The organism is Amycolatopsis sp. NPDC051373, assembly GCF_040689465.1.
In the GTDB taxonomy this organism is placed as follows: domain Bacteria; phylum Actinomycetota; class Actinomycetes; order Mycobacteriales; family Pseudonocardiaceae; genus Amycolatopsis.
In genome coordinates this window covers 1-18,024 of sequence record NZ_JBFBAE010000046.1, presented here as the reverse complement: position 1 = coordinate 18,024, position 18,024 = coordinate 1, and the positions used below count along the sequence as shown (strand labels likewise).

General features: G+C 71.0%; 21 protein-coding genes. 2 read left to right on the top strand and 19 right to left on the bottom strand.

What is annotated here, in order from left to right; genetic code table 11:
• Nucleotides 1-59 precede the first annotated feature (59 nt).
• From AB0383_RS47620 to AB0383_RS47590, 7 genes are read right to left on the bottom strand one after another with little or no spacing between them, the layout of a single operon-like run.
• Nucleotides 60-947, bottom strand: a complete 888-nt coding sequence (locus AB0383_RS47620; RefSeq protein ID WP_364186057.1) for an alpha/beta fold hydrolase — start codon at nt 945-947, stop codon at nt 60-62.
• The gene (locus AB0383_RS47615; protein ID WP_364186055.1) at nt 944-1,660 is read right to left on the bottom strand and encodes an alpha/beta hydrolase; all 717 of its coding nucleotides are present in this window, start codon (nt 1,658-1,660) and stop codon (nt 944-946) included. Before AB0383_RS47615 ends, AB0383_RS47620 begins: the two co-directional genes overlap by 4 nt.
• A 35-nt stretch (nt 1,661-1,695) precedes the next feature.
• A complete protein-coding gene (locus AB0383_RS47610; RefSeq protein WP_364186053.1) occupies nt 1,696-2,478 on the bottom strand; it encodes an ABC transporter ATP-binding protein in 783 nt (260 codons plus the stop codon).
• Nucleotides 2,475-3,248, bottom strand: coding sequence for an ABC transporter ATP-binding protein (locus AB0383_RS47605; protein ID WP_364186051.1), 774 nt, complete (start codon nt 3,246-3,248; stop codon nt 2,475-2,477). Before AB0383_RS47605 ends, AB0383_RS47610 begins: the two co-directional genes overlap by 4 nt.
• Nucleotides 3,245-4,228, bottom strand: a complete 984-nt coding sequence (locus tag AB0383_RS47600; RefSeq protein ID WP_364186050.1) for a branched-chain amino acid ABC transporter permease — start codon at nt 4,226-4,228, stop codon at nt 3,245-3,247. The genes AB0383_RS47605 and AB0383_RS47600 overlap by 4 nt, the downstream gene beginning before the upstream one ends.
• Nucleotides 4,225-5,103, bottom strand: coding sequence for a branched-chain amino acid ABC transporter permease (locus AB0383_RS47595; RefSeq protein ID WP_364186049.1), 879 nt, complete (start codon nt 5,101-5,103; stop codon nt 4,225-4,227). Before AB0383_RS47595 ends, AB0383_RS47600 begins: the two co-directional genes overlap by 4 nt.
• Nucleotides 5,104-5,111: 8 nt before the next feature.
• The gene (locus tag AB0383_RS47590; RefSeq protein ID WP_364186048.1) at nt 5,112-6,299 is read right to left on the bottom strand and encodes an ABC transporter substrate-binding protein; all 1,188 of its coding nucleotides are present in this window, start codon (nt 6,297-6,299) and stop codon (nt 5,112-5,114) included.
• A 246-nt stretch (nt 6,300-6,545) separates the two neighbouring features.
• Here AB0383_RS47590 and AB0383_RS47585 point away from each other — a divergent pair, with 246 nt between their 5' ends.
• Nucleotides 6,546-7,340, top strand: a complete 795-nt coding sequence (locus tag AB0383_RS47585; protein WP_364186046.1) for an IclR family transcriptional regulator — start codon at nt 6,546-6,548, stop codon at nt 7,338-7,340.
• Between the two features lie 11 nt (nt 7,341-7,351).
• Here the strand turns inward: AB0383_RS47585 and AB0383_RS47580 are convergent, their stop codons facing one another.
• The 11 genes from AB0383_RS47580 to AB0383_RS47530 all read right to left on the bottom strand — a co-directional run bounded on the left by AB0383_RS47580 (nt 7,352) and on the right by AB0383_RS47530 (nt 15,763).
• Nucleotides 7,352-8,068, bottom strand: a complete 717-nt coding sequence (locus AB0383_RS47580; RefSeq protein WP_364186045.1) for a class II aldolase/adducin family protein — start codon at nt 8,066-8,068, stop codon at nt 7,352-7,354.
• A complete protein-coding gene (locus tag AB0383_RS47575; RefSeq protein ID WP_364186043.1) occupies nt 8,065-9,291 on the bottom strand; it encodes an FAD-dependent oxidoreductase in 1,227 nt (408 codons plus the stop codon). Before AB0383_RS47575 ends, AB0383_RS47580 begins: the two co-directional genes overlap by 4 nt.
• Nucleotides 9,288-9,485, bottom strand: coding sequence for a ferredoxin (locus AB0383_RS47570; RefSeq protein ID WP_366191121.1), 198 nt, complete (start codon nt 9,483-9,485; stop codon nt 9,288-9,290). Before AB0383_RS47570 ends, AB0383_RS47575 begins: the two co-directional genes overlap by 4 nt.
• 19 nt (nt 9,486-9,504) lie before the next feature.
• Nucleotides 9,505-10,308 carry a 3-(cis-5,6-dihydroxycyclohexa-1,3-dien-1-yl)propanoate dehydrogenase gene (gene hcaB, locus AB0383_RS47565; protein WP_364186039.1) on the bottom strand — a complete coding sequence of 268 codons (804 nt, stop codon included), beginning with the start codon at nt 10,306-10,308 and terminating at the stop codon, nt 9,505-9,507.
• Complete coding sequence (locus tag AB0383_RS47560; protein ID WP_366191119.1) at nt 10,305-10,631, bottom strand: hypothetical protein; 327 nt, start codon at nt 10,629-10,631, stop codon at nt 10,305-10,307. The genes hcaB and AB0383_RS47560 overlap by 4 nt, the downstream gene beginning before the upstream one ends.
• Complete coding sequence (locus tag AB0383_RS47555) at nt 10,628-11,209, bottom strand: 3-phenylpropionate/cinnamic acid dioxygenase subunit beta (RefSeq protein ID WP_364186035.1); 582 nt, start codon at nt 11,207-11,209, stop codon at nt 10,628-10,630. Before AB0383_RS47555 ends, AB0383_RS47560 begins: the two co-directional genes overlap by 4 nt.
• On the bottom strand, nt 11,206-12,597 hold the full coding sequence (locus AB0383_RS47550; protein ID WP_366191116.1) for a Rieske 2Fe-2S domain-containing protein: 1,392 nt from the start codon (nt 12,595-12,597) through the stop codon (nt 11,206-11,208). Before AB0383_RS47550 ends, AB0383_RS47555 begins: the two co-directional genes overlap by 4 nt.
• 171 nt (nt 12,598-12,768) lie before the next feature.
• Entirely contained in the window at nt 12,769-13,104 is a 336-nt protein-coding gene (locus tag AB0383_RS47545; protein ID WP_364186032.1) for a hypothetical protein, read from the bottom strand.
• Between the two features lie 111 nt (nt 13,105-13,215).
• Nucleotides 13,216-14,064, bottom strand: a complete 849-nt coding sequence (locus AB0383_RS47540; RefSeq protein ID WP_364186030.1) for an NAD-dependent epimerase/dehydratase family protein — start codon at nt 14,062-14,064, stop codon at nt 13,216-13,218.
• A gap of 99 nt (nt 14,065-14,163) precedes the next feature.
• Entirely contained in the window at nt 14,164-15,075 is a 912-nt protein-coding gene (locus AB0383_RS47535; RefSeq protein ID WP_366191113.1) for an alpha/beta fold hydrolase, read from the bottom strand.
• A 46-nt stretch (nt 15,076-15,121) separates the two neighbouring features.
• Nucleotides 15,122-15,763, bottom strand: coding sequence for a dienelactone hydrolase family protein (locus AB0383_RS47530; RefSeq protein ID WP_364186028.1), 642 nt, complete (start codon nt 15,761-15,763; stop codon nt 15,122-15,124).
• Between the two features lie 144 nt (nt 15,764-15,907).
• On the opposite strand from AB0383_RS47530, the gene AB0383_RS47525 reads away from it, so the two are divergent.
• Nucleotides 15,908-16,507: a TetR/AcrR family transcriptional regulator gene (locus AB0383_RS47525; RefSeq protein ID WP_364186026.1), complete on the top strand. Its 600-nt coding sequence runs from the start codon at nt 15,908-15,910 to the stop codon at nt 16,505-16,507.
• Nucleotides 16,508-16,510: 3 nt separating this feature from the next.
• On the opposite strand, the gene AB0383_RS47520 is transcribed toward AB0383_RS47525, so the two are convergent.
• A complete protein-coding gene (locus AB0383_RS47520) occupies nt 16,511-17,839 on the bottom strand; it encodes a pyridoxal-dependent decarboxylase (RefSeq protein WP_366191110.1) in 1,329 nt (442 codons plus the stop codon).
• Between the last annotated feature and the right edge of the window lie 185 nt (nt 17,840-18,024).

Below are 18,024 nucleotides of genomic sequence, written 5' to 3'. Positions count from 1 at the left end.
AAGATCTGGCCGTTTTGCCTCACGCCGACGCCCAGCGCTTCGCCTGAGACCGGGCGCGCTCAGAAAACCCGGTCCAGCCACCCGACGACCAGCTCCGCGAGCGCTTCGCTGTTGTCCTCGCTCATCAGCATGTGGCCGTTGCCTGTGTGCTCCGGATCGTCGAGGAAGCGGTACGTGACGTCGGCGCCGTGCGCGGACAGCCACTCGGCCGTCGCGCCGTCGGCCGCGCGCGGGTGGTCCGTGTCGCGGTCGCCGGTGAGCACCAGCACGGGCTTGCCGTCGAAGCGACCGGCCCCGCGCAGCTGGCTGCCGCGGACGTTCTGGCGCTGCGCCAGCAGCCCGGCGGGGATGGGGCCGAGCTGCCGGCTGTATGTCGCCACCGCAGCGGCCGGGAACCGCGTGCTGGCCCCGATCAGCTTCGCCCGGGCGAACGCGTCGTCCGGCCACCACAGGCCCCGCTTCGGGAGCCGCCACCGCAGGGCCAGGCCTTGGATCTCAACGTCGTCTTCAGTCTCGTCGAGCACCGCCGGCTCCGGCTGGATGTCGCCGGGCGGGCCGGGCGCGAGCGCGACCAGCGCGGCGATCCGGTCCCCCTGCGTGGCCGCCAGGCGAAACCCGAACGGCCCCGACATCGAGTGCACGACGAGCGCCACCGGCCCGTCCTGCGCTTCGAGCAACGCCCCGAGCGCCGCGCAGACGACCTCACCCGAGACCTCGTCCGGCGGCAGCGCCGTACTGCGCCCGGTGCCGGGCCAATCCGGCACGAGCACCCGGTAGCCGTGCTCGGCGAAAGTGTGGGCCCAGCCCGGGCGACCGTCCGGAGTCGACAGGTAACACGCACCGGTCACGCTGCCACCGTGCACGAGGACGACAGTGTGAGCCGGGGCGCGATCCGGCCGCAGCTCGTCGTAGTACAGCGGCGCCAGGAAACCGGTGCGGTGCCTCACGCGGTGGCCGCCAGCAACGCCTTCGCGAGCTCGACCGGGTGCGTGAGCATGGCCTCGTGGCTGCCGGGACACTCGACGATGCGCGGGTCGGCCAGGCGGTGGGCGGACCGCTCGTAGGCCGTCTTCGGCACGGCCTGGTCCTGCTGCAGGAAGACGTAGCTGCTGGGGACACCCGAGGTGAAGAACCGCGACAGCCGGACAGGTTCCGTGAGCCAGCCCAGCGGGCTCGGCACGATCCGTGCGGCGACGCTCGCGGCCAGCGTCTCGTCGGCGTCCTGCATGAACGCCCCCAGGAACATCTCGGGCGGCAGGGTGACGGAGTTGTCGGTGCTCTGCCCGGCCAGCGCGGTGACCGCGTCGACGAGCTCGTCCGGCAGGAGGTCGTTGATGCACTCGCCGTCCGCCAGCACCCACGCGTCGACGAACACGGTGCGTTCCACGCGTGCGGGCTGCTGTTCCGCGACGAGCTGGATCACCGGGCCGCCGCCGCTGTGGCCGACGAGGACGAACCGGTCGAAGCCGTGGCGCTCGATCCGATCGATCAAGTCGTCGACCATGGTGGTCAGCGTGACGCCGGAGCGGTCGACGTCGCCGTCCTCCTGGCCGCGCAGAGTCGGGGCGAACACTTCGTGACCGGCGGCACTCAGCTGTTCGGCCACGTCGTCCCACGCCCAGCCGCCCTGCCACCCGCCGTGGACGAGCACGATCTTCATGGGAGCTCCTCGTTGAGTCTCTACTGTGGACAGTCTTAGGTGATCTGCAGCGGTTCACGCAACCCGGCGGGCAACGCGCGGGCGTGGCCCACGGCGACGGCGTCGCGGGCGGTGCCGAGGTAGTGGCGGCTCACGTCCTCGTCGGCGAGCAGTTCCCCCGCGGTGTCGGTGCGGGTGATGGTGCCGTTCTCCATCACCACGCCGTGGTCGGCGATGCCGAGCGCGGCGGCGGCGTTCTGCTCGGCGAGCAGGATCGTCACGCCGTCGCGCGCGAGCTGTTGCAGCACACCGAGGATCTCGGTGACCAGCAAGGGCGCGATGCCCAGCGACGGTTCGTCGAGCAGCAGCACCTTCGGCTCCCGCACGAGCGCCCGCGCGATGGCCAGCATCTGCTGCTGCCCGCCGGACAGCAGCCCGGACTGGCGGGTGGCGAACTCGCGCAGGATCGGGAACATGCCGTAGACGCGCTCCAGCCGCTCGGTCGCCGCGGTGCCGCGCACCCCGGTGCCGTGCAACCCGACCTGCAGGTTCTCCGCGACGGTCAAGTCGCCGAACAGCTGCCGCCCGGCCGGGACCAGGCACACGCCGCGACGCGCCACCTCGTGCGCGGCGAGCCCGGCGACCGGTTCGCCGCCCAGCGTGACCTCCCCCGCGGACGGCCGGTGCAGCCCGGCGAGGCACTTGAGCAGCGTGGTCTTGCCCGCGCCGTTGGCGCCGATCATCGCGACCATCTTGCCGTCGGGGACCTCGCAGGACACGTCGTGCAGCACGCGGGTGGAGCCGTAGCGGGCGTCGAGGCCGCGGACGGTGAGATTCATGGCTTCACTCCCAGGTAGGCCTCGATCACGGCCGGGTCGGCCTGCACACGCTGCGGCACGTCGTCGGCGATCACGCGGCCGGCGTCGAGAACGGTCACGTGGTCGCTCACGGTCATCACGAGCTCGATGTTGTGCTCGATCACCACCAGCGAGATGCCGCCCGCACACACCGCCCGCAGCGCCGCCGCGAGCTCACCGGTCTCCGTGTCGTCGAGCCCGGCCGCCGGTTCGTCCAGCAGCAGCAACGTCGGTCCGCCGGCGAGTCCGCGGGCGACCTCGACCAGCCGCTGGGCGCCGGCGGGCAGCTCGCCGGCGAGGCTGTCGGCGAACGCGCCGAGCTCCAGGAACTCCAGCAGCTCGTCGGCGCGGCGGCCGAGCGCGCGTTCCTCGCGGCGGGTGCCAGGCAGGCGCAGGCCGTCGGAGAGGAACCGCGCGCGGGTGAACCGGTAGCCGCCGAGCATCACGTTCTCACGCACGGTCAGCGTGCCGACCAGCCGAGCCGACTGGAAGGTGCGCGCGAGGCCGAGCGTGGGCAGCCGGTGGGGGCGGATGCCGGTGATGTCACGCCCCGCGAACTCGACGCGGCCGGCGTCGGGCGCGGTGAACCCGGTCATGAGGTCGAGCAGCGTGGTCTTGCCGGCGCCGTTGGGACCGATGATCGCGCGCACGGTGCCGGGGGCGACGGTGAAGCTCACGTCGTCGACCGCGGTCACGCCGCCGAAGCGGCGGGTCAGGCCGTGCACGGCCAGCAACGGGGTCTCGGTGGTCATCGCTGCACCGCTTTCTTGATCGCGCCCCAGATCCCGCGCGGCAGGTAGGTGATCACGAGGATGAGCACGACCCCGGCCACGAACGGCGACCAGGACGCGAAACTCTGCCCCACCTCCGGCAGCCCCTGGATCACGAGCGCGCCCAGCAGCGGCCCGACGATCGTGCGCGCGCCGCCGAGCGCGAGCATGATCACGATGCTCAGCGCCACCGTCACGCCGACCACTTCCGGCGAGATGAACCGCAGGTAGAACGCGTAGAGGCTGCCGCCGAGCGAGGCGTAGACGGCGGAGACCACGAACGCGCTGGTCTTGTAGCGGGCCGCGTTGATGCCGAGCATCGTCGCGGCCGCCGGGTCGGCGGCGATGGCCGAGAGCGCCCGCCCGGTCTGGGAACGCTGCAGGTTGCCGACGAACCACGCGCCGAGCCCGCACACCACGAGCAGCAGGTAGTAGTTGGCCTGGTCGCTGAAGACGTCGAACGTGCCCAGGCGCAGGCTCGGCACGCCGACCAGGCCCGAGGGCCCGCCCGTGAACCCGGTGAGCCCGGACGCGAGCGACTCGGTGATCACGGCCAGCCCCAGCGTCGCGAGCGCGAGGTAGTAGCCGCGCAGCCGCAGGAACACGGTGCCCAGCCCGGCCGCGACCGCAGCGGAGACCACGGCCATCACGATCATCGCCACCAGCGTCGGCCAGTGCCAGCGCAGCGTGAGCAGGCCCGCGCCGTAGCCGCCGATCGCCATGAACAGCGTCTGTCCCAACGAGACCTGGCCCGCGTAACCCATGAGCAGGTTGAGCCCGAGCACGATCAGGAAGAAGATCCCGGCGATCACGAGCAGGCCCAGCCAGCCCGGGACCAGCAACGGCAGCACGAGGGCGACGACCACCGCCACGGCCGCGATGACCAGCCGCTGCGGTGACCGACCGCGGCCGGCCTGCGGGCGGGCTGCGGTGGTGGGAGTGGTCTGTTCCTGCGTGGTCATCGGCGCACCTCGCTCGTCTTGCCCAGCAGCCCGGTCGGTCGCACGAGCAGGAGCACGATGAGCACGGCCATCGCGATCACCTGCGCGAGGTCGCCGCTGGTGTAGCGGCTGAAAAGTCCTTGCAGCAGACCGAGAACGAGGCCGCCGACCACAGCACCGGCCGTGCTGCCGAGGCCGCCCGCGACCGCCGCGATGAACCCGGCGACCGCGTACGGCGTCACCGTGGAGAACTGCAGGAACGTTGCCGGGATGACCGTGGTGCCGGCCAGCGCCGCCATCGCGCCGGCGAGGCTGAACGCGATCAGCCGGATGCGCCCGACGTTGATCCCTTGCAGCGCGGCGGCTTCCGGGTTGCTCGCCGTGGCGCGCATCGTCAGCCCGAGGCTCGTGCGCTGCACCAGGAACCACAGGGCGGCCACCGTCACCACGAGTGCGCCGATGATCCACAGGTACTGCGACACGATGCGGACGCCGCCGATCGTGATCGCGGTGTCGCCGCTGAAGGGCTGCATCGTGTACGGCAGGTTGCCCCACACGAGCAGCAGCAGCCCGCCGATGGCCTGCAACAGTCCGACGGTGACCAGCAGCATCCGGTCCGGCGTCGCGCGGGCCGCGGCCGGCGCCATCACCAGCCGTTCGACCACCGCCATGAGCAACGCGAACAGCGGCACCACGATCACCACGGTGACCAGCGGTGGCACACCCAGCCACTGCTGGATCGACACGGCAAGCAGCGCCGCGAGCACCACGAACCCGCCCTGGGCGAGGTTGATGATGCGGCTGATCGAGTAAATGAGCGAAACGCCCAGCGCGATCAGCGCGTACACGCCCCCGTCGGCGAGGCCGCCGACGATGACCTGGATCAGTCCGGACATGGCCGTGCTCATCTCCCCACGAAGGTCAGCCGGCCACCGGTCGCGCGCACGATGCCGACGTCGTCGGCGCCGATCCCGCGGTGGTTGTCCCGGGCGAACGAATAAGTGCCGACGACACCTGAGACCCCGCGCAGGCTCTCCAGTGCGTCACGGGTTCCGGCGACGTTGCCGTGCGCCTTCTCCAGCGCCTGCGCGACGAGCAGCACCCCGTCGTAGGCGACGCCGGGCCCGAAGTCGGGGTCGGCGCCGTAGCGGGCGCGGAACTCGTCGTGGTAGCCGCGTTCCAGCTGCTGCACCTGGATGCTCGGGTTCTGCTGCTGCCACCAGAAGTCGCGCGTGGCCGGGATGAGCAACGTGTCCGGCGTGTAGTCGGCGATGCGGCGCAGGAACGCGTAGGTGAGGTTGCCGTCGGTGGTCGCGACCGGGAGCTTGAGTCCCATTTGGTCGATGCCCTTGAACGCGACACCCGCGGCCGCGCCGCTGCTCCACACCACCAGCGCCTGAGGCCGGCCCGAGGTGGTGGCCTGCAGCTGCGAGGTCACCGACACCGCCGTGGGGCTGTAGCTGGCCTGTCCCACCACGGAAACACCCGTGTGCGCGGCGGCCGACTGGATCGCGTGCGCGCCGTCGAGGCCGCTCGCGTCGGTGGTGTAGATGAGCCCGACGCGCGTGATGCCCTGGCTCTTCCAGTACGCCAGCAGCCGCTCGGCGAGCGTGTCGGTCGGCGCGCTGGCCGACCACTGGTACGAGTCCGGTTTCGGCTTCACACCGGGGGAAAGGCAGTAGTCGATCAGCTGCGCGCTGGACGCCAGCGGGATCACGGCCTGGCACGGGCCCGACAGCGACGGCCCGACGAGCGCGTCGACGCTGCCGAGCATCTTGCGCGTCTGCAGCACGGCCTGCGCGGGATTGCTCTGGTCGTCGGCGGTGCGCAGCCGCAGGGGCTTGCCGTTGACGCCGCCGCGCGCGTTGATCTGGTCCACCGCCAGCTGCGCGCCCTGCAGCTCGCCGACGCCGAGCTGGCTGCCGGTGCCGGTCTGGCTGGTGATGAGGCCCAGCGTGTAGGCGGAGTCGTCTGAAACGGCTGAAGCGGAGCAGCCGGCCGTGGCGAGTGCGAGAGCCGCGAACACGAAGCCGAAGCGGCGCCGTGGTGGGGACGGTCTCGGCGGCGGGGAGAACTGAACAGCAATGGTCATGGTTCACCAGTCTTCTGCGATGAAGAAGTGCGCTCTGTCTAACAGAGGTTGAGAACCGGGTCAAGGCACAGGTTCGCCGTGCGTTCCCAACGTTTCGACACGGTTGCGGAGGGCGTTTTCCGTTGCCCGCAAAGGTGCGTCGTTCTCGAGTTCTTGGCTGCCGGGCAGACGTTCCCGGTGCGGACCGCCCGCGGCGCGGTGATCACCGCGCCCCGCCGGGTTCGCCGTTTGCCGTACGATTCTGCTATGAAGAAGCCCGCTCTCGACCCCGCCGGCGCGCACTCGCCCGCACCGCAGTACCCGATCGACTCGGTCGACAAGGCGCTTCGGATCCTCCTGCTGCTGGGGGATCGCCCCGAGCTGCGGATGACGGACGTCGCCGAGTACCTGGGTGTCGCCTCTTCCACCGCGCACCGCCTGCTGGCGATGCTGCAGTACCGCGGTTTCATCCGGCAGGACGCGCGAACGAAGACCTACCGGCCGGGCACCTCGCTCACGGCCGTCGCCTTCGCGATCCTGCAGCGGTTCGACGTGCGTGAGACGCTGCGGCCGTTCCTCGAGAAGCTCAACAACGAGTTCGCCGAGACCGTGCACCTCGCGATCCTCGACGGCACCGCGGTGCGGTTCATCGAGGCCATCGAAAGCCCGCGCGCGGTCCGGGTCGCCTCGCGGCTGGGCCAGGCGATGCCCGCCAACTGCACCTCGACCGGCAAGGCGCTGCTCGCCGAGCTGTCCACCGAGGACCTGCACCGGATGTACCCGGACGAGCAGCTGGAGACGCTCACGCCCAACTCGATCGGCACGCGCAGCGAGCTGGAGCTGGAGATCGAGAGCGTGCGCCGGCGCGGTTACTCGACCAGCAGCGAGGAGAGCGAGGAAGGCGTGGCGTCGGTCGCCGTCGCCTTCCCCGCCGGGAACCTCCCCGCGCGGCTCGCGCTGAACGTCTCGCTGCCGGTCGGGCGGCTGTCCCGCGCCGAGGTCCGGCAGATCGGCGAACGTCTCAAGGAGACGGTCGCCGAAGCCACGCCGCTGTTGCATTGACAGCCGGTGCACTAGCCGAGCCGGGCGAGCTCGTGGCGCCAGGCCACGCCCTCGTTGAAGGCCGGCCCCAGGTCCGGCAGCTCCGCCAGGTCTTCCGGCGGCAGGTCGGCGAGCCGGCCGCCGGCACTCACCACGTCCAGCGCCATCCGAGCGAGCGTGTCCACGGACAGCGCGCGCAGCACCGCTTCCTGCACCGAACCTCCGCTGCTCGTGAGGCCGTGCCCACGCAGCAGAACGACCGGCCGACCGGCCATCGCCGCCACCATTTCCTTCGCCAGCGTGCGGTTGCGGACCAGGACCCCACGCGGGTACACGGGCACCCCGCCGGCCGCGAGCTTGGCTCCGGGGATGTCGTAGGCGCCCACGATGGGCCGGATCGCCAGCCCCGCCAGGTCCGCCGCGACTACCGACGGCGGGTGCGCGTGCACCACGGCCTTCACCGCGGGATCAGTGCGCAGCACCTCGGTGTGCAGGGGCAGCTCGTTGGGGACCGACCAGCCGTCGAGCTCGCCGGACGCCGCGGCTGCGCCGTCGAGGTCGACCAGCCGGATGTCCTCGGGCGTGGTCCACGCCAGCCCCCGCTCCCGCTGCCCGCGGCAGCGGACGAGCAGGAGTTCGTCGTCGATGCGCAGGGAAACGTGGCCGAGGAACCCTTCCGCCAGCCCCCGGGCGGCGAGCACGCGGCAGGCGTCGGAGACGAGCTGCCGTTCTTGCTGCAACTCGGTCATGCCGCACTCACCGGGGCGATCAGCTTGTCCAGCACGGAAAGTCCTTCCTCGTAGGGGGTTCCGGCGGTGATGAGCCGGCGCGCGGCGACGAGCAGCTTCGGCCAGTTCACCGTGACGGCCGCGGAAAGCCTGCCGGTTTCGTCGCGGTAGAGCGCGGCGAACCGCGGTGGGTCGGTGGTGGGATCGCCGGCCAGCTCGAAGCCGGTCGCGCGGTTCGGCCGTCCCGCGATCTGGATTTTCCAGTCGTACTGGTCGCTCCACGCGTACTCGGTCGGCCGGTACTGCACCGGCTCCTCCGGGTGGACGACGTTGTGCGCCACGCACGCCGCCTGCTCGACCGCGTTGGTCCAGTGCTCGACGCGCACGTGCTCGCCGTGGCCGGCGTGGAACCAGCGGGCGACGTCGCCGACGCCGAAGATCTCCGGGTGCCCGGTGGCGCGGCAGAACTCGTCGCACACGAGGCCGTTGTCCAGCTCCAGCCCCGAATCGGCAAGCCACTCGACCGCCGGCACCGCGCCGATGCCGACGACCACCGTGCCCGCGGGCAGCACCGTCCCGTCGGTGAGCGCGACCTCCAGCGCGCCTACCCGCCCGGACACCGCCTGGACGCCGGTGCCGAAGCGCGTCTCGACGCCGTGGCGCCGGTGCACGTCGCCGACCAGCCGGCCCACCTCGGCACCGAGCACGCGCGCGATCGGCGCCGGCAGCGGATCGACGACCGTGACCGCGCGGCCGGCGGCGTGCGCGGTGGCCGCGACCTCGGCGCCGATGAATCCGCCGCCGACGACCACGAGCGGCCCCGGTTCGGCGAGCGCGGCCCGCAGGCCCGTGCCGTCGCCGAGGGTCCGGAGCACGTGCACCCCGGATTCGGCGGCCCACGGCGACGGTCGCGCGGTAGCGCCGGTGGCGATCACGAGCGTGTCGTAGCCGACGCTCGTCCCGTCGGCCAGCTCGACGGTGCGCGCGACCGGGTCGAGGCCCGTCGCAGCGACACCGAGCCGCAGCTCGATGCCGTCGGCGGCGGCTTCCTCCTCCGTGAGCAGCGCCAGCCGGTCGTGCTCCCACGCGCCGGCGAGGAACTGCTTGGACAGCGGCGGTTTGTCGTAGGGCAGATGGGGTTCGGCTCCGACGAGAACGATCCGGCCGTCGTGGCCGTTCGCCCGCAGCGCCTGGGCCGTACGGACACCGCCCACCGACGCGCCGACGATCACGACCGTGCTCATCCGTCGACCACTCCCAGTGCCTTGACCGGGCAGCTGCGCGCCGCCGCTTCGACGCGGGCGCGGTCGGCCTCGGGGATGGTTTCGGTCAGCAGGACGACTTTGCCGTCGTCGTCGATGTCGTAGACGTCGTCAGCGGTGGTGAGGCAGTTGCCGTATCCCTGGCAGAGGTCGGTGTCGGCGGTGAGCTTGGCCATCGGTCTTTCCGTTTCGGGTTCAGGATCGTTTGCGGGGCGCGGAAACGCCGATGCCGCCGTCGGGGTGGACGGCCTGACCGGTGATGCCGCGGGCGCGGTCGGAGGCGAGGAACACGTAGCTCCACGCGTGGTCCTCGCCGCTGAGCGCCACGTGCAAGGGCACGCGCGCGGCGAGCTCCTCGGCGCGGCGCGGCGCGTCGCCGAGGCTGCGCTCGGCGGTGCCGAGGCTGGGCAGGCCGCGCAGGTCGGTGCCCAGCGTCCCGCCGGGCGCGACGCCGTTCACGCGGATCTCCGGCGCGAGGTCGTGCGCGAGCGCGGTGACGAGCCCGCGCACGGCGAACTTCGACGACAGGTACAGCACGCCGCCGCGGCCCGGGTAGTACGACGACGTCGACTCGGTCAGCAGCACCACGCCATGACCCGAGCGCTTCAGCTCCGGCAGCGCGGCTTTCACCGAATGCAGGTGGCTCTTGACGTTGGTGCGGAACATCTCGTCGAACGCGTCGTCGAGCACATCGGCGTCGAGGTCCTCGATGCTGCGGTAGAAGTCGAAGACACCGACGCAGTTGACGAGCACGTCGAGACCGCCGAACGCGGCGACGGCGGCGGCGACCGCGGTGTCGTTGGCCGCTCGCGTGGTCGCGTCGCCGACCGTGACCCGCACATCGGGGACCTCGGCTTCGAGCGCCGCCGCTTTGGCCGCGTCGCGTTCGAGCACGGCGACGCGCGCGCCCTCGGCGAGGAACGCGTCGACGACCGCGCGGCCGATGCCCGAACCGGCGCCGACGACGAGCGCGCGGCGGCCTTCCAGCCAGCCGGTCACGAGTCCTCCCCTCGGTCGGTGGATTCGGAGGCCACGAGCGGGCCGAAGGGGTGGCCGATCATGGCGGAGAACGTCTCGGTGTTCTGCCAGGTCAGCGCCTCCAGCTCCAGCGGGCACAACGACACCCACTGGCCCGACTTCGGCGACTCGATCAGCAGCCGGGCGCCGTTGCGCGTGTCGACGCGCCGCACCAGGATCTCGGCGAACTCGTTGCCGAGCCGGATCACCTCGCCCGTGGTGTGGGCGACCAGTTCGTCGTGTTCCGCGGCAGCCGCGGCCGCCGCGCGGGCGTCCTCGGCCTCGCCTTCCCAGGAGAGGTTCACAGGAAGATCGCCAGGTTCTGCATGCGGATCACCGAATCGTCGACGAGGATCGTGCGCCGCGCGAGCTGCCAGCCGTCGGGGGCGCGGCGCAGCAGGTCCTCGCGGCCGGCGGAGACGATCGAGCCGGACAGCACGTCGCCGCGGCTGCGGAACAGCAGCGTCGCGGATTCCACGACGAGGTGGTTGTCGTCTTCGGTCGCGAACGTGCGCACGTTGGACAGGTGGTGGCGCAGGCGCGAAGGCGGGTCCTCGGTCCAGGCGTGCTCGGTCATGAACCGCGCGACACGCCGCGACAGCGAGTACTTGTCCTCGTCGAAGTGCGCCATCCCCGGCGCGGTGTCGAACCCCGCGCCCAGCGCGGTGGTGACGCGCACCGGCATCAGGTAGTGGATGTCCTCGGTGAGCGTGGTCAGCCACTGCTCGTAGTCCTGCGCGTCGAGCAGCCACGCTTCGTCGACCAGCCACTGGTGCGCCTGTAGGTGGCGGGCGTCGTCGAACGGCAGCGGCCGGCCGGTGCGCAGGATGCGGGACGCGTTCGCCCCGAGCGCGGAACGGCTGGAGTGAGTTCCGGTGGTCATGCCTGCACCGCCTCGGCGGTCTCGGCCGGCGCGCCGACTTCCAGGGCGGTGGCCGATTTCGTCGGCTGTTCGAGGTAGTCGGCCCACCGGTTGAGCAGCTCGCGCTGGTTGTACTCGCCGTAGCCGGTGTGCGCGACGCCCGGGCCGTGGAACTGCTCCGGGGTGAGCGCGGGGACGACCTCGGTGTCGTCTTCGAGGATGCCCATGCGGCTGTTGAGCTTGAGGCGCCGCGCCATCGAGCCGGCGGCGGTGTTGGTGAGCGAGACCCAGTTCTCGACGTCGTCCTGCTCGAACATGCCGGTGGACCCAAAGCACATCAGATAAGCCTTGTAGGACAAGGCCTTGTACTCCTCGGGCGCCTCCGCGTCGACCGCGAACCAGGACAGCACCTCGGTCTCGTTCTCGCTGATCGGCTGCCACTGGCGGACGGAGATGAACGGCAGCACGTCGTCGGAATCCGCGACGCGCGGCCAGTTGTGCACGAACGACAGGTTCGGGAACACCGAAGCGGCGGAGATCATGAAGCCGTCCTCGCCGATCACCTGCTGCTGGGCCTGCGAGAAGCTGGCCTTCATGCGGTCGACCATCTCCTGGGGGTAGCCGACGTAGCGCGTGCGCTCGTCGAACCCGCCCGGCGGCAGCTTGTAGGTGGTGCCGCCGCCGTTGCCGGCCCAGTACGTGGCGCCGTCCTTGCGCTTCTCCGCCTTCGGCTCGCGGAAGAGGCCGATCTCCACGACGGAGGTGTGCGTCTGCGGCGTGTGGTACATGTCGCCGGCGAAGTTCTCGGCGCCGATCTTCCAGTTGGCCTTCACGCGCCAGCGCTGCGGGCCGCGCAGCTCGATGCCGCTGGGGCTCTGCTTGGTGTAGAAGTCCAGGTAAAAGCGGAAATCGCCGAGGAAGTCCACCAGCGGCGGGGCTTCCCGGTCGAGCGAGACGAAGATCAGCCCGTTGTAGGTGTCGAGGTTGGGCGCCGGCAGCAGCCGCTGGCCCTTGCGCTTGAACCCGGCCTCGCCGCCGTAGGCCTCCTGGTGGAATGGCAGCCCGACGATCCGGCCGTCGTTGCGGTAGGACCAGCCGTGGTAGGGGCACCGGAAGTGCGAGGCGTTGCCCATCTCCGCACGGCAGACCTGCATCCCGCGGTGCAGACACATGTTGAAGTGCGCCCGGATCTCGCCCTTCTCGTCGCGCGTGACGATGAACGAGTCGTCCAGCACGCGGCGCACCACGTAGTCGCCGGGCTTGGCGATCTCCGACTCGTGGGCCACGAACAGCCACGCCCGGCCGAAGACGCGCTCCCGCTCCAGCTCGAAGATCTCCCGGTCGTTGTAGATGTGCGCCGGGATCATCCCGCGCCGCACGTCGGACAGGGTGCCGGACTGATCCGTCATCGTCGACTCTCCTCAAACCAAAACTCTGTAGAGCAGAACTAATCTCTGAACAGTAGAGCAGACGCGGAGATCGGGAGTCAATCGCCGGGGTAGGCCTCGAGGTGCGAGCCCGGACACGCCGAAGAGCGCCGCCGAAGACAGCTCGGCGGCGCTCGCGGTGAGGCCGATCGATTACTCAGGCTTGCGGTACCGGCGTGCGAAGAAGGCCAAGACGTCTTCCACGAACCGCTGCGCGTGCTCGATGTTGGGCAGGTGTCCGCATACGGCGTAGACGCGCAGCTCGGCGTCCGGCAGGCGCGCGGAGGACTCCACGGCGTCGGACCAGAACTCGACCAGCTGCTGCTCCCCTGCCCGCTGCACGACTGTGCCCCCGCGGAACCCCACCGGCTCGGCGAACCGCACGTGCAACGCACCGTGGTTGTCCCGCACGTGCTCGACCCAGAACCCCGTCGGGTCCTCCGGCGCGCCCGCGACCGCGTCCGTCACCCGCACCTCGTACGACCCCACGGCCTCGCCCACCTCCGCCATCCCCGTCGACGCGCTGGGCCCATGCCAAGCCGATCACGGCGAGCCCGGCGGTGGTCCGGCTGAGCAAGACCATCGCCGGGGTTACGGGAATCAGCCCTGGGCGAAGACCGCCAACGGGTCGGTGTGCCGCGGCTGCCAGCCCAGCTCACGCTGCGCCTTGGCCGGCGTCAGCTGCTGGTCGAGCGCGAACGCGTCGGCGATCGGGCCCATCTCGGCCTGCGCCTGTTCCAGCGGGATCGACGTGGTCCTGCCGGCGAGGCCCGCGGCTTGAGCGCACGCCTCGGCGACCTGCTTGGCGGTCGGGTTGACGCCGCCGACGCCCACGTAGACCGAGCCCGCCGGCGCGGAGAGGGCGGCGACGTAGAGCGGGGCGAGATCGTCGATGTGGACGAGCGCCCAGTGGTTCGCGCCGTCGCCGATGTAGGGGATGGCGCCGTTCTTCTTGCCGGGCTGGACGATGAAGGCGTCGATCAGGCGGTTGTCGCCGCCGTAGAGCAGGCCTGGCTGCACGATGACGGGGCGTCCGCCGTGGGCCAGCACGGCGTCCTCCACCGGCTTGCGCCACGCGACCGCGGCGGGCGGGTTCCAGGGCGCGGACTCGTCGGCGACGCCGTCGGTGTCGCCATAGACCCAGGTGCCGCCGGTGTGCACGTAGGTGCCGGTGCCGACGCCGTCCTGCATCGCCGTGGCGGCGGCGAGGTCCTCGTCGCCCGATTCGGCCTGCGCCAGGTGGATCACGGCGTCGGCGCGGGCCGCGGAGTCCTTCAGCACGGCCAGATCGGTGAGACCGCCGCGGACCGCGGTGGCGCCGGCCGCCACGACCGTCGCCTCCGCGCGGTCACTGCGGGCGAGCGCCTCCACTGCGTGCCCCTGCTTCACCAGCTCGGCGATCGTGGCCTGTCCGATGTAGCCGGATCCGCCGGTCAAGAAGACCCTCATGACAACTCCCTTTGCTCACAATGGATACAGAACAACTGTGCGTCGAGGCCGAGGTGTACGTCCAAGACCTCTTTCGGTCGCTGTGATATCTTCCGGGTATCACAGCGCGGTGAGGTGCCGCACGAACCAGTCCCGCGCCGCTTGCGAAGCAACCTTGAAGCCCTCGCCCGTGTATGCGTCGAAATGTCCGCCCGGCAGGAACACGATGTCCTTCGGCTCGGCCGCGCCGGAATAGGCGACGGCGGCGAGGTTGCCGCCTGTCAGGCCGTCTTCGCTGCCGACGATCATCAGCAGCGGCGTCGGCGTCACCTCCGGCAGGTACTTCGCCGGTTCGTAGCAATAGAAGTTGTCGAGGCTGCGCAGCGTGACCTCGTTGGGCCAGCTGGGATCCAGCTCCGCGCGCGCATGGGTGAACCACTCGTGCGAGTCGCGCGTCGGCAGTCCCACGAGCTGCCCGGGGTCGGTGCCGATGACGGGGATCGTCGCGGCGGCTTCCCCGCGAGCGCGAGCCCGGCGGTCGGCCGTGAACACATCCGGCCCGACGACCTGGTTGTCGACCCGCGCGAGGTTCGCGTAGGTCGCGCGGCCGCTGACGAATGGTGCCTGCGTGACCACAGCCTTCACGCGCCGGTCCATCGCCGCGACGACATAGGCGTGCGCGCCCGAGAAACTGGTTCCCCAGACCCCCACCCGGCCGGGGTCCACATCGGGCCGGTTCTGCGCGTGGGTGATCGCGTGCCGGTAGTCACCGACCTGCACCCACGGGTCGATCTCGTGCCGGGGCTGTCCCGGTGCCGCCTCCGAATCACCCCAGCCGCGGTTGTCGTACAACAGCACCGACAGACCGCCGGCGGCGAAGACCTCGGCGAACCGGTCGAGGTACATGCGCTTGGTCGAGCTCCAGCCGTGGGCCATGACCACACACGGCGCGGGCCCGGCGACCCCCTCGGCCTCGTAGAACCAGCCGCGCAGCAACGCTCCTTCGGCGTCGAACTCAATGTCGTGACGCATGGGTGTGCCTCCTCGAACACTGGTGGTACAGGAAAAATCCTGAGGTCTAACGGATCTGCTCGCCGACGAAAGCCGCGACGTCCTCGATCTCCTGACCCTGCACGTCGTGGCCCAGGCCGGGGTAGACGTGGTTCTCGACGGTGGCGTGCCGCGCCAGCCACCGGTCCGTCCGGGCGAGCGCCGCAGCCGGGATGACACCGTCTTCCCGGCCCCGGCCCCAAAAGACGGGCGGCCGTGTGGTGCTCAAGAGCTCGTCACCGGGCTGCTCGTCCCGCACGACGAAACCCGCCAGGTTCACGCCGTATTCGAAGCGCACAGGCGCGTGCCGCATGAGCTGGTGGACCATGGCACCGCCCTGGGAGAAGCCGAGCAGCCCGATCGACGGCGCGTCGATCGTCTCCAGCCACGCCAGGACATCGAGCGTCGCCGCGTTGGCCACTCGCGACTGAGGGTCGCCGATCGGGTTGCCCTGGCTGGGAAACCACGCGTACCCGCCGGCCTCCGGAATGCGCGCCCGAACCGACGCGACCACGACCTCGGCCGGCAGCAGCGGCGTGATCAGCCGGTGCAGGTGCGTCTCGTCGTAGCTCCAGCCGTGCAGCATCACCAGCAGCGGCCGCGACCCCCGTGCACTCTCCACTTCGGACCACAGCACCGCGCCGCGGTCCATCCCGGGTTCCCTGCTCATCTCGCTCCCGTCGTCGATCACCTCGACTGTGCGCCGGGCGCGCGAGCCGCGTCCAAGACCTGTTCCGCCCTCTGTGATACCCAGCGGGTACCACCGCAGGTCCGTGGGCTTGAAAATCCCCCGCCGGCGACGAACACTGAGTGGGTGAACTCAGAATCGCCGCGCGCGGGCCGGCCGCTCGGCTTCGACCGCCACGAAGCCCTGAACAGCCTGATGACCCTGTTCTGGCACGTCGGCTTCGACGGCGTCACCCAGCAGCAGATGGCCGCGGCGACGGGACTGTCCACGTCGAGCCTGTACAACTCGTTCGGCACGAAGATCGAGATCTACCGCGAAGCCGTCGACGAGTACCTCGCGCTCATGCAAGACGTTCTCGCACCACTTCAGCAGGGCGAGCGTGGCACCGAAGACGTGCTCGAAGCGTTGTCCCGCCTGGAATCCGTGCTCGACGGCCCGAACGCGGGCTTCGGCTGCCTGGCCACCACGGCGATGTCCAAGCCGGTCGACGAGCACGTCGCCACTGCCACCCGGCGCTACCGCGAGCAGCTCCGCGCGGGGTTCCTTGCCGCCCTCGAACGCGGCCGTGAGCTGGGCGAATCCACCGCTGACTCGGCCGTGCTCGCGGATTTGCTCACCGCCACCGTGCTCGGCACGCTCACCATCGCACGCGCCGACGCCGACGGCCGCGAGCTGGCCGCCCAGCTGAAGTCAGTGCGCGCGTTCGTGGAGAGCCGGCGCGCCTGAGCTTCAGACGGCCAGTCGCGCGTGACGCAGCAGGGCTTCGACGGCCTGATCCACGTCTGCCTCGTCGCTCGCCCAGTCCGAAACCGAGATGCGCATGAGCCGCTCGCCGCGGTAGGTGGTGCCGGTGAAGAACGCCTTGCCCTCGGCGCGAACCCCGGCCATGACGGCGTCGGCGAGCCGGCCGTGGTCGCCGTCAGGCGCGAGCCAGCGCACGAGCACCTGATTGGACATGACGTCGTTCACGATCTCGGCCTGACCACTCGCGCCGAGCTGGTCGGCGAAACGGCGGGCCAGCCCGATCGTCCGCTCGACCAGGCCGGCGACGCCGTCGCGGCCGAGCGCCCGCAGCGTCGCGTAGACGCCGACCCCGCGGGCCCGCCGGGAAAAGTCGGGTCCCCAGTCCATCGGGTCGCGGCCGCCTTCACCCTGTTCGAGGTAGGCCGCCTGCACGCTCATGGCCGCCCGGTGCGCGGACGCGTTGGCGCAGATGGCGATTCCGCAGTCGTAGGAGACGTTGAGCAGCTTGTGCCCGTCGGTCGACCACGAGTCGAGGCGCGAGAGGCCCGCGGTACGCGCCGCCATGGCCGGCGCCGCGGCAGCCAGGAGCATCACGGCGCCGTCGACGTGGACCCACGTCGGATTGCCGGCGGCACGATGGGCCTCGGCGAGGTCGGCCACGGCGGCGAAGTCGTCGAAGCTGCCGGTGTTCACGTTGCCGCATTCGACGACGATCATCGTCGGCCCGTGCACGGAGGCCAGCACCTTTTCCAGTGCGTCGGGGCGCATGTTGTCCTCGTCGTCGCACGCCACGGTGACCAGCGCCCGCTCGCCGAGGCCGAGGAACCGCAGCGCGCGCAGCACGGTCGAGTGCGCCCCGGACTTGACCACGACCGTGATCCGCGGCGCGCCGGCGAGACCGTCCGCCTCGACGTTCCACCCGACGTCGCGCAGCACCTGGTGCCGGGCCGCCGCGAGGCAGGTGAACGTGGCCATCTGCCCGCCGGTGACGAACCCGACCGAGCTCTCGCCGGGCAGCCCCAGCAGGTCGACCAGCCACTCGGCCGCGAGTTCCTCGGCCACGGAGACACCCGGCGTCGACGGGTAGAGCGAAGCGTTCTGGTCCCACGCCGTGAGCAGCAGGTCCGCGCCGAGCGCCGCCGGGTGCAGGCCGCCGACGACGTAACCGAAGTAGCGCCCGCTCGCCTGCGCGGCCACGTAGGGCTCGAGATCACGAGCGAGCTCGTCGACGACGCGCACCGCGTCGATCCCTCGCGCCGTCGGCGGGTGGTCGAGCGCCGCGCGGATCGTCGCGTGGTCCGCGGTCGGGAACACGGGCCGGTCCGGCAAGGAGCCGAGGTGCTCGACGCGGCGTTGCTCGCCGCGTCGAGCACGGATTTCCAGTCTGACTCCTGCACGGTTCCTCCTGCGGTCGTCGGCACGTCGAGGACCGACAACGTCCACGCAGGACAGCCGGCGCCCGGGGGGAGGAGAGTTGGTGAGAAAAAAAAACCAACAAA

Excerpts from the sequence above, each read along its gene's own strand:
- AB0383_RS47615 (WP_364186055.1), bottom strand. The coding sequence starts at position 1,660 with ATGAAGATCGTGCTCGTCCACGGCGGGTGGCAGGGCGGCTGGGCGTGG.
- AB0383_RS47610 (WP_364186053.1), bottom strand. The coding sequence starts at position 2,478 with ATGAATCTCACCGTCCGCGGCCTCGACGCCCGCTACGGCTCCACCCGC.
- AB0383_RS47605 (WP_364186051.1), bottom strand. The coding sequence starts at position 3,248 with ATGACCACCGAGACCCCGTTGCTGGCCGTGCACGGCCTGACCCGCCGC.
- AB0383_RS47600 (WP_364186050.1), bottom strand. The coding sequence starts at position 4,228 with ATGACCACGCAGGAACAGACCACTCCCACCACCGCAGCCCGCCCGCAG.
- AB0383_RS47595 (WP_364186049.1), bottom strand. The coding sequence starts at position 5,103 with ATGTCCGGACTGATCCAGGTCATCGTCGGCGGCCTCGCCGACGGGGGC.
- AB0383_RS47590 (WP_364186048.1), bottom strand. The coding sequence starts at position 6,299 with ATGACCATTGCTGTTCAGTTCTCCCCGCCGCCGAGACCGTCCCCACCA.
- AB0383_RS47585 (WP_364186046.1), top strand. The coding sequence starts at position 6,546 with ATGAAGAAGCCCGCTCTCGACCCCGCCGGCGCGCACTCGCCCGCACCG.
- AB0383_RS47580 (WP_364186045.1), bottom strand. The coding sequence starts at position 8,068 with ATGACCGAGTTGCAGCAAGAACGGCAGCTCGTCTCCGACGCCTGCCGC.
- AB0383_RS47575 (WP_364186043.1), bottom strand. The coding sequence starts at position 9,291 with ATGAGCACGGTCGTGATCGTCGGCGCGTCGGTGGGCGGTGTCCGTACG.
- AB0383_RS47570 (WP_366191121.1), bottom strand. The coding sequence starts at position 9,485 with ATGGCCAAGCTCACCGCCGACACCGACCTCTGCCAGGGATACGGCAAC.
- AB0383_RS47555 (WP_364186035.1), bottom strand. The coding sequence starts at position 11,209 with ATGACCACCGGAACTCACTCCAGCCGTTCCGCGCTCGGGGCGAACGCG.
- AB0383_RS47550 (WP_366191116.1), bottom strand. The coding sequence starts at position 12,597 with ATGACGGATCAGTCCGGCACCCTGTCCGACGTGCGGCGCGGGATGATC.
- AB0383_RS47540 (WP_364186030.1), bottom strand. The coding sequence starts at position 14,064 with ATGAGGGTCTTCTTGACCGGCGGATCCGGCTACATCGGACAGGCCACG.
- AB0383_RS47535 (WP_366191113.1), bottom strand. The coding sequence starts at position 15,075 with ATGCGTCACGACATTGAGTTCGACGCCGAAGGAGCGTTGCTGCGCGGC.
- AB0383_RS47530 (WP_364186028.1), bottom strand. The coding sequence starts at position 15,763 with ATGAGCAGGGAACCCGGGATGGACCGCGGCGCGGTGCTGTGGTCCGAA.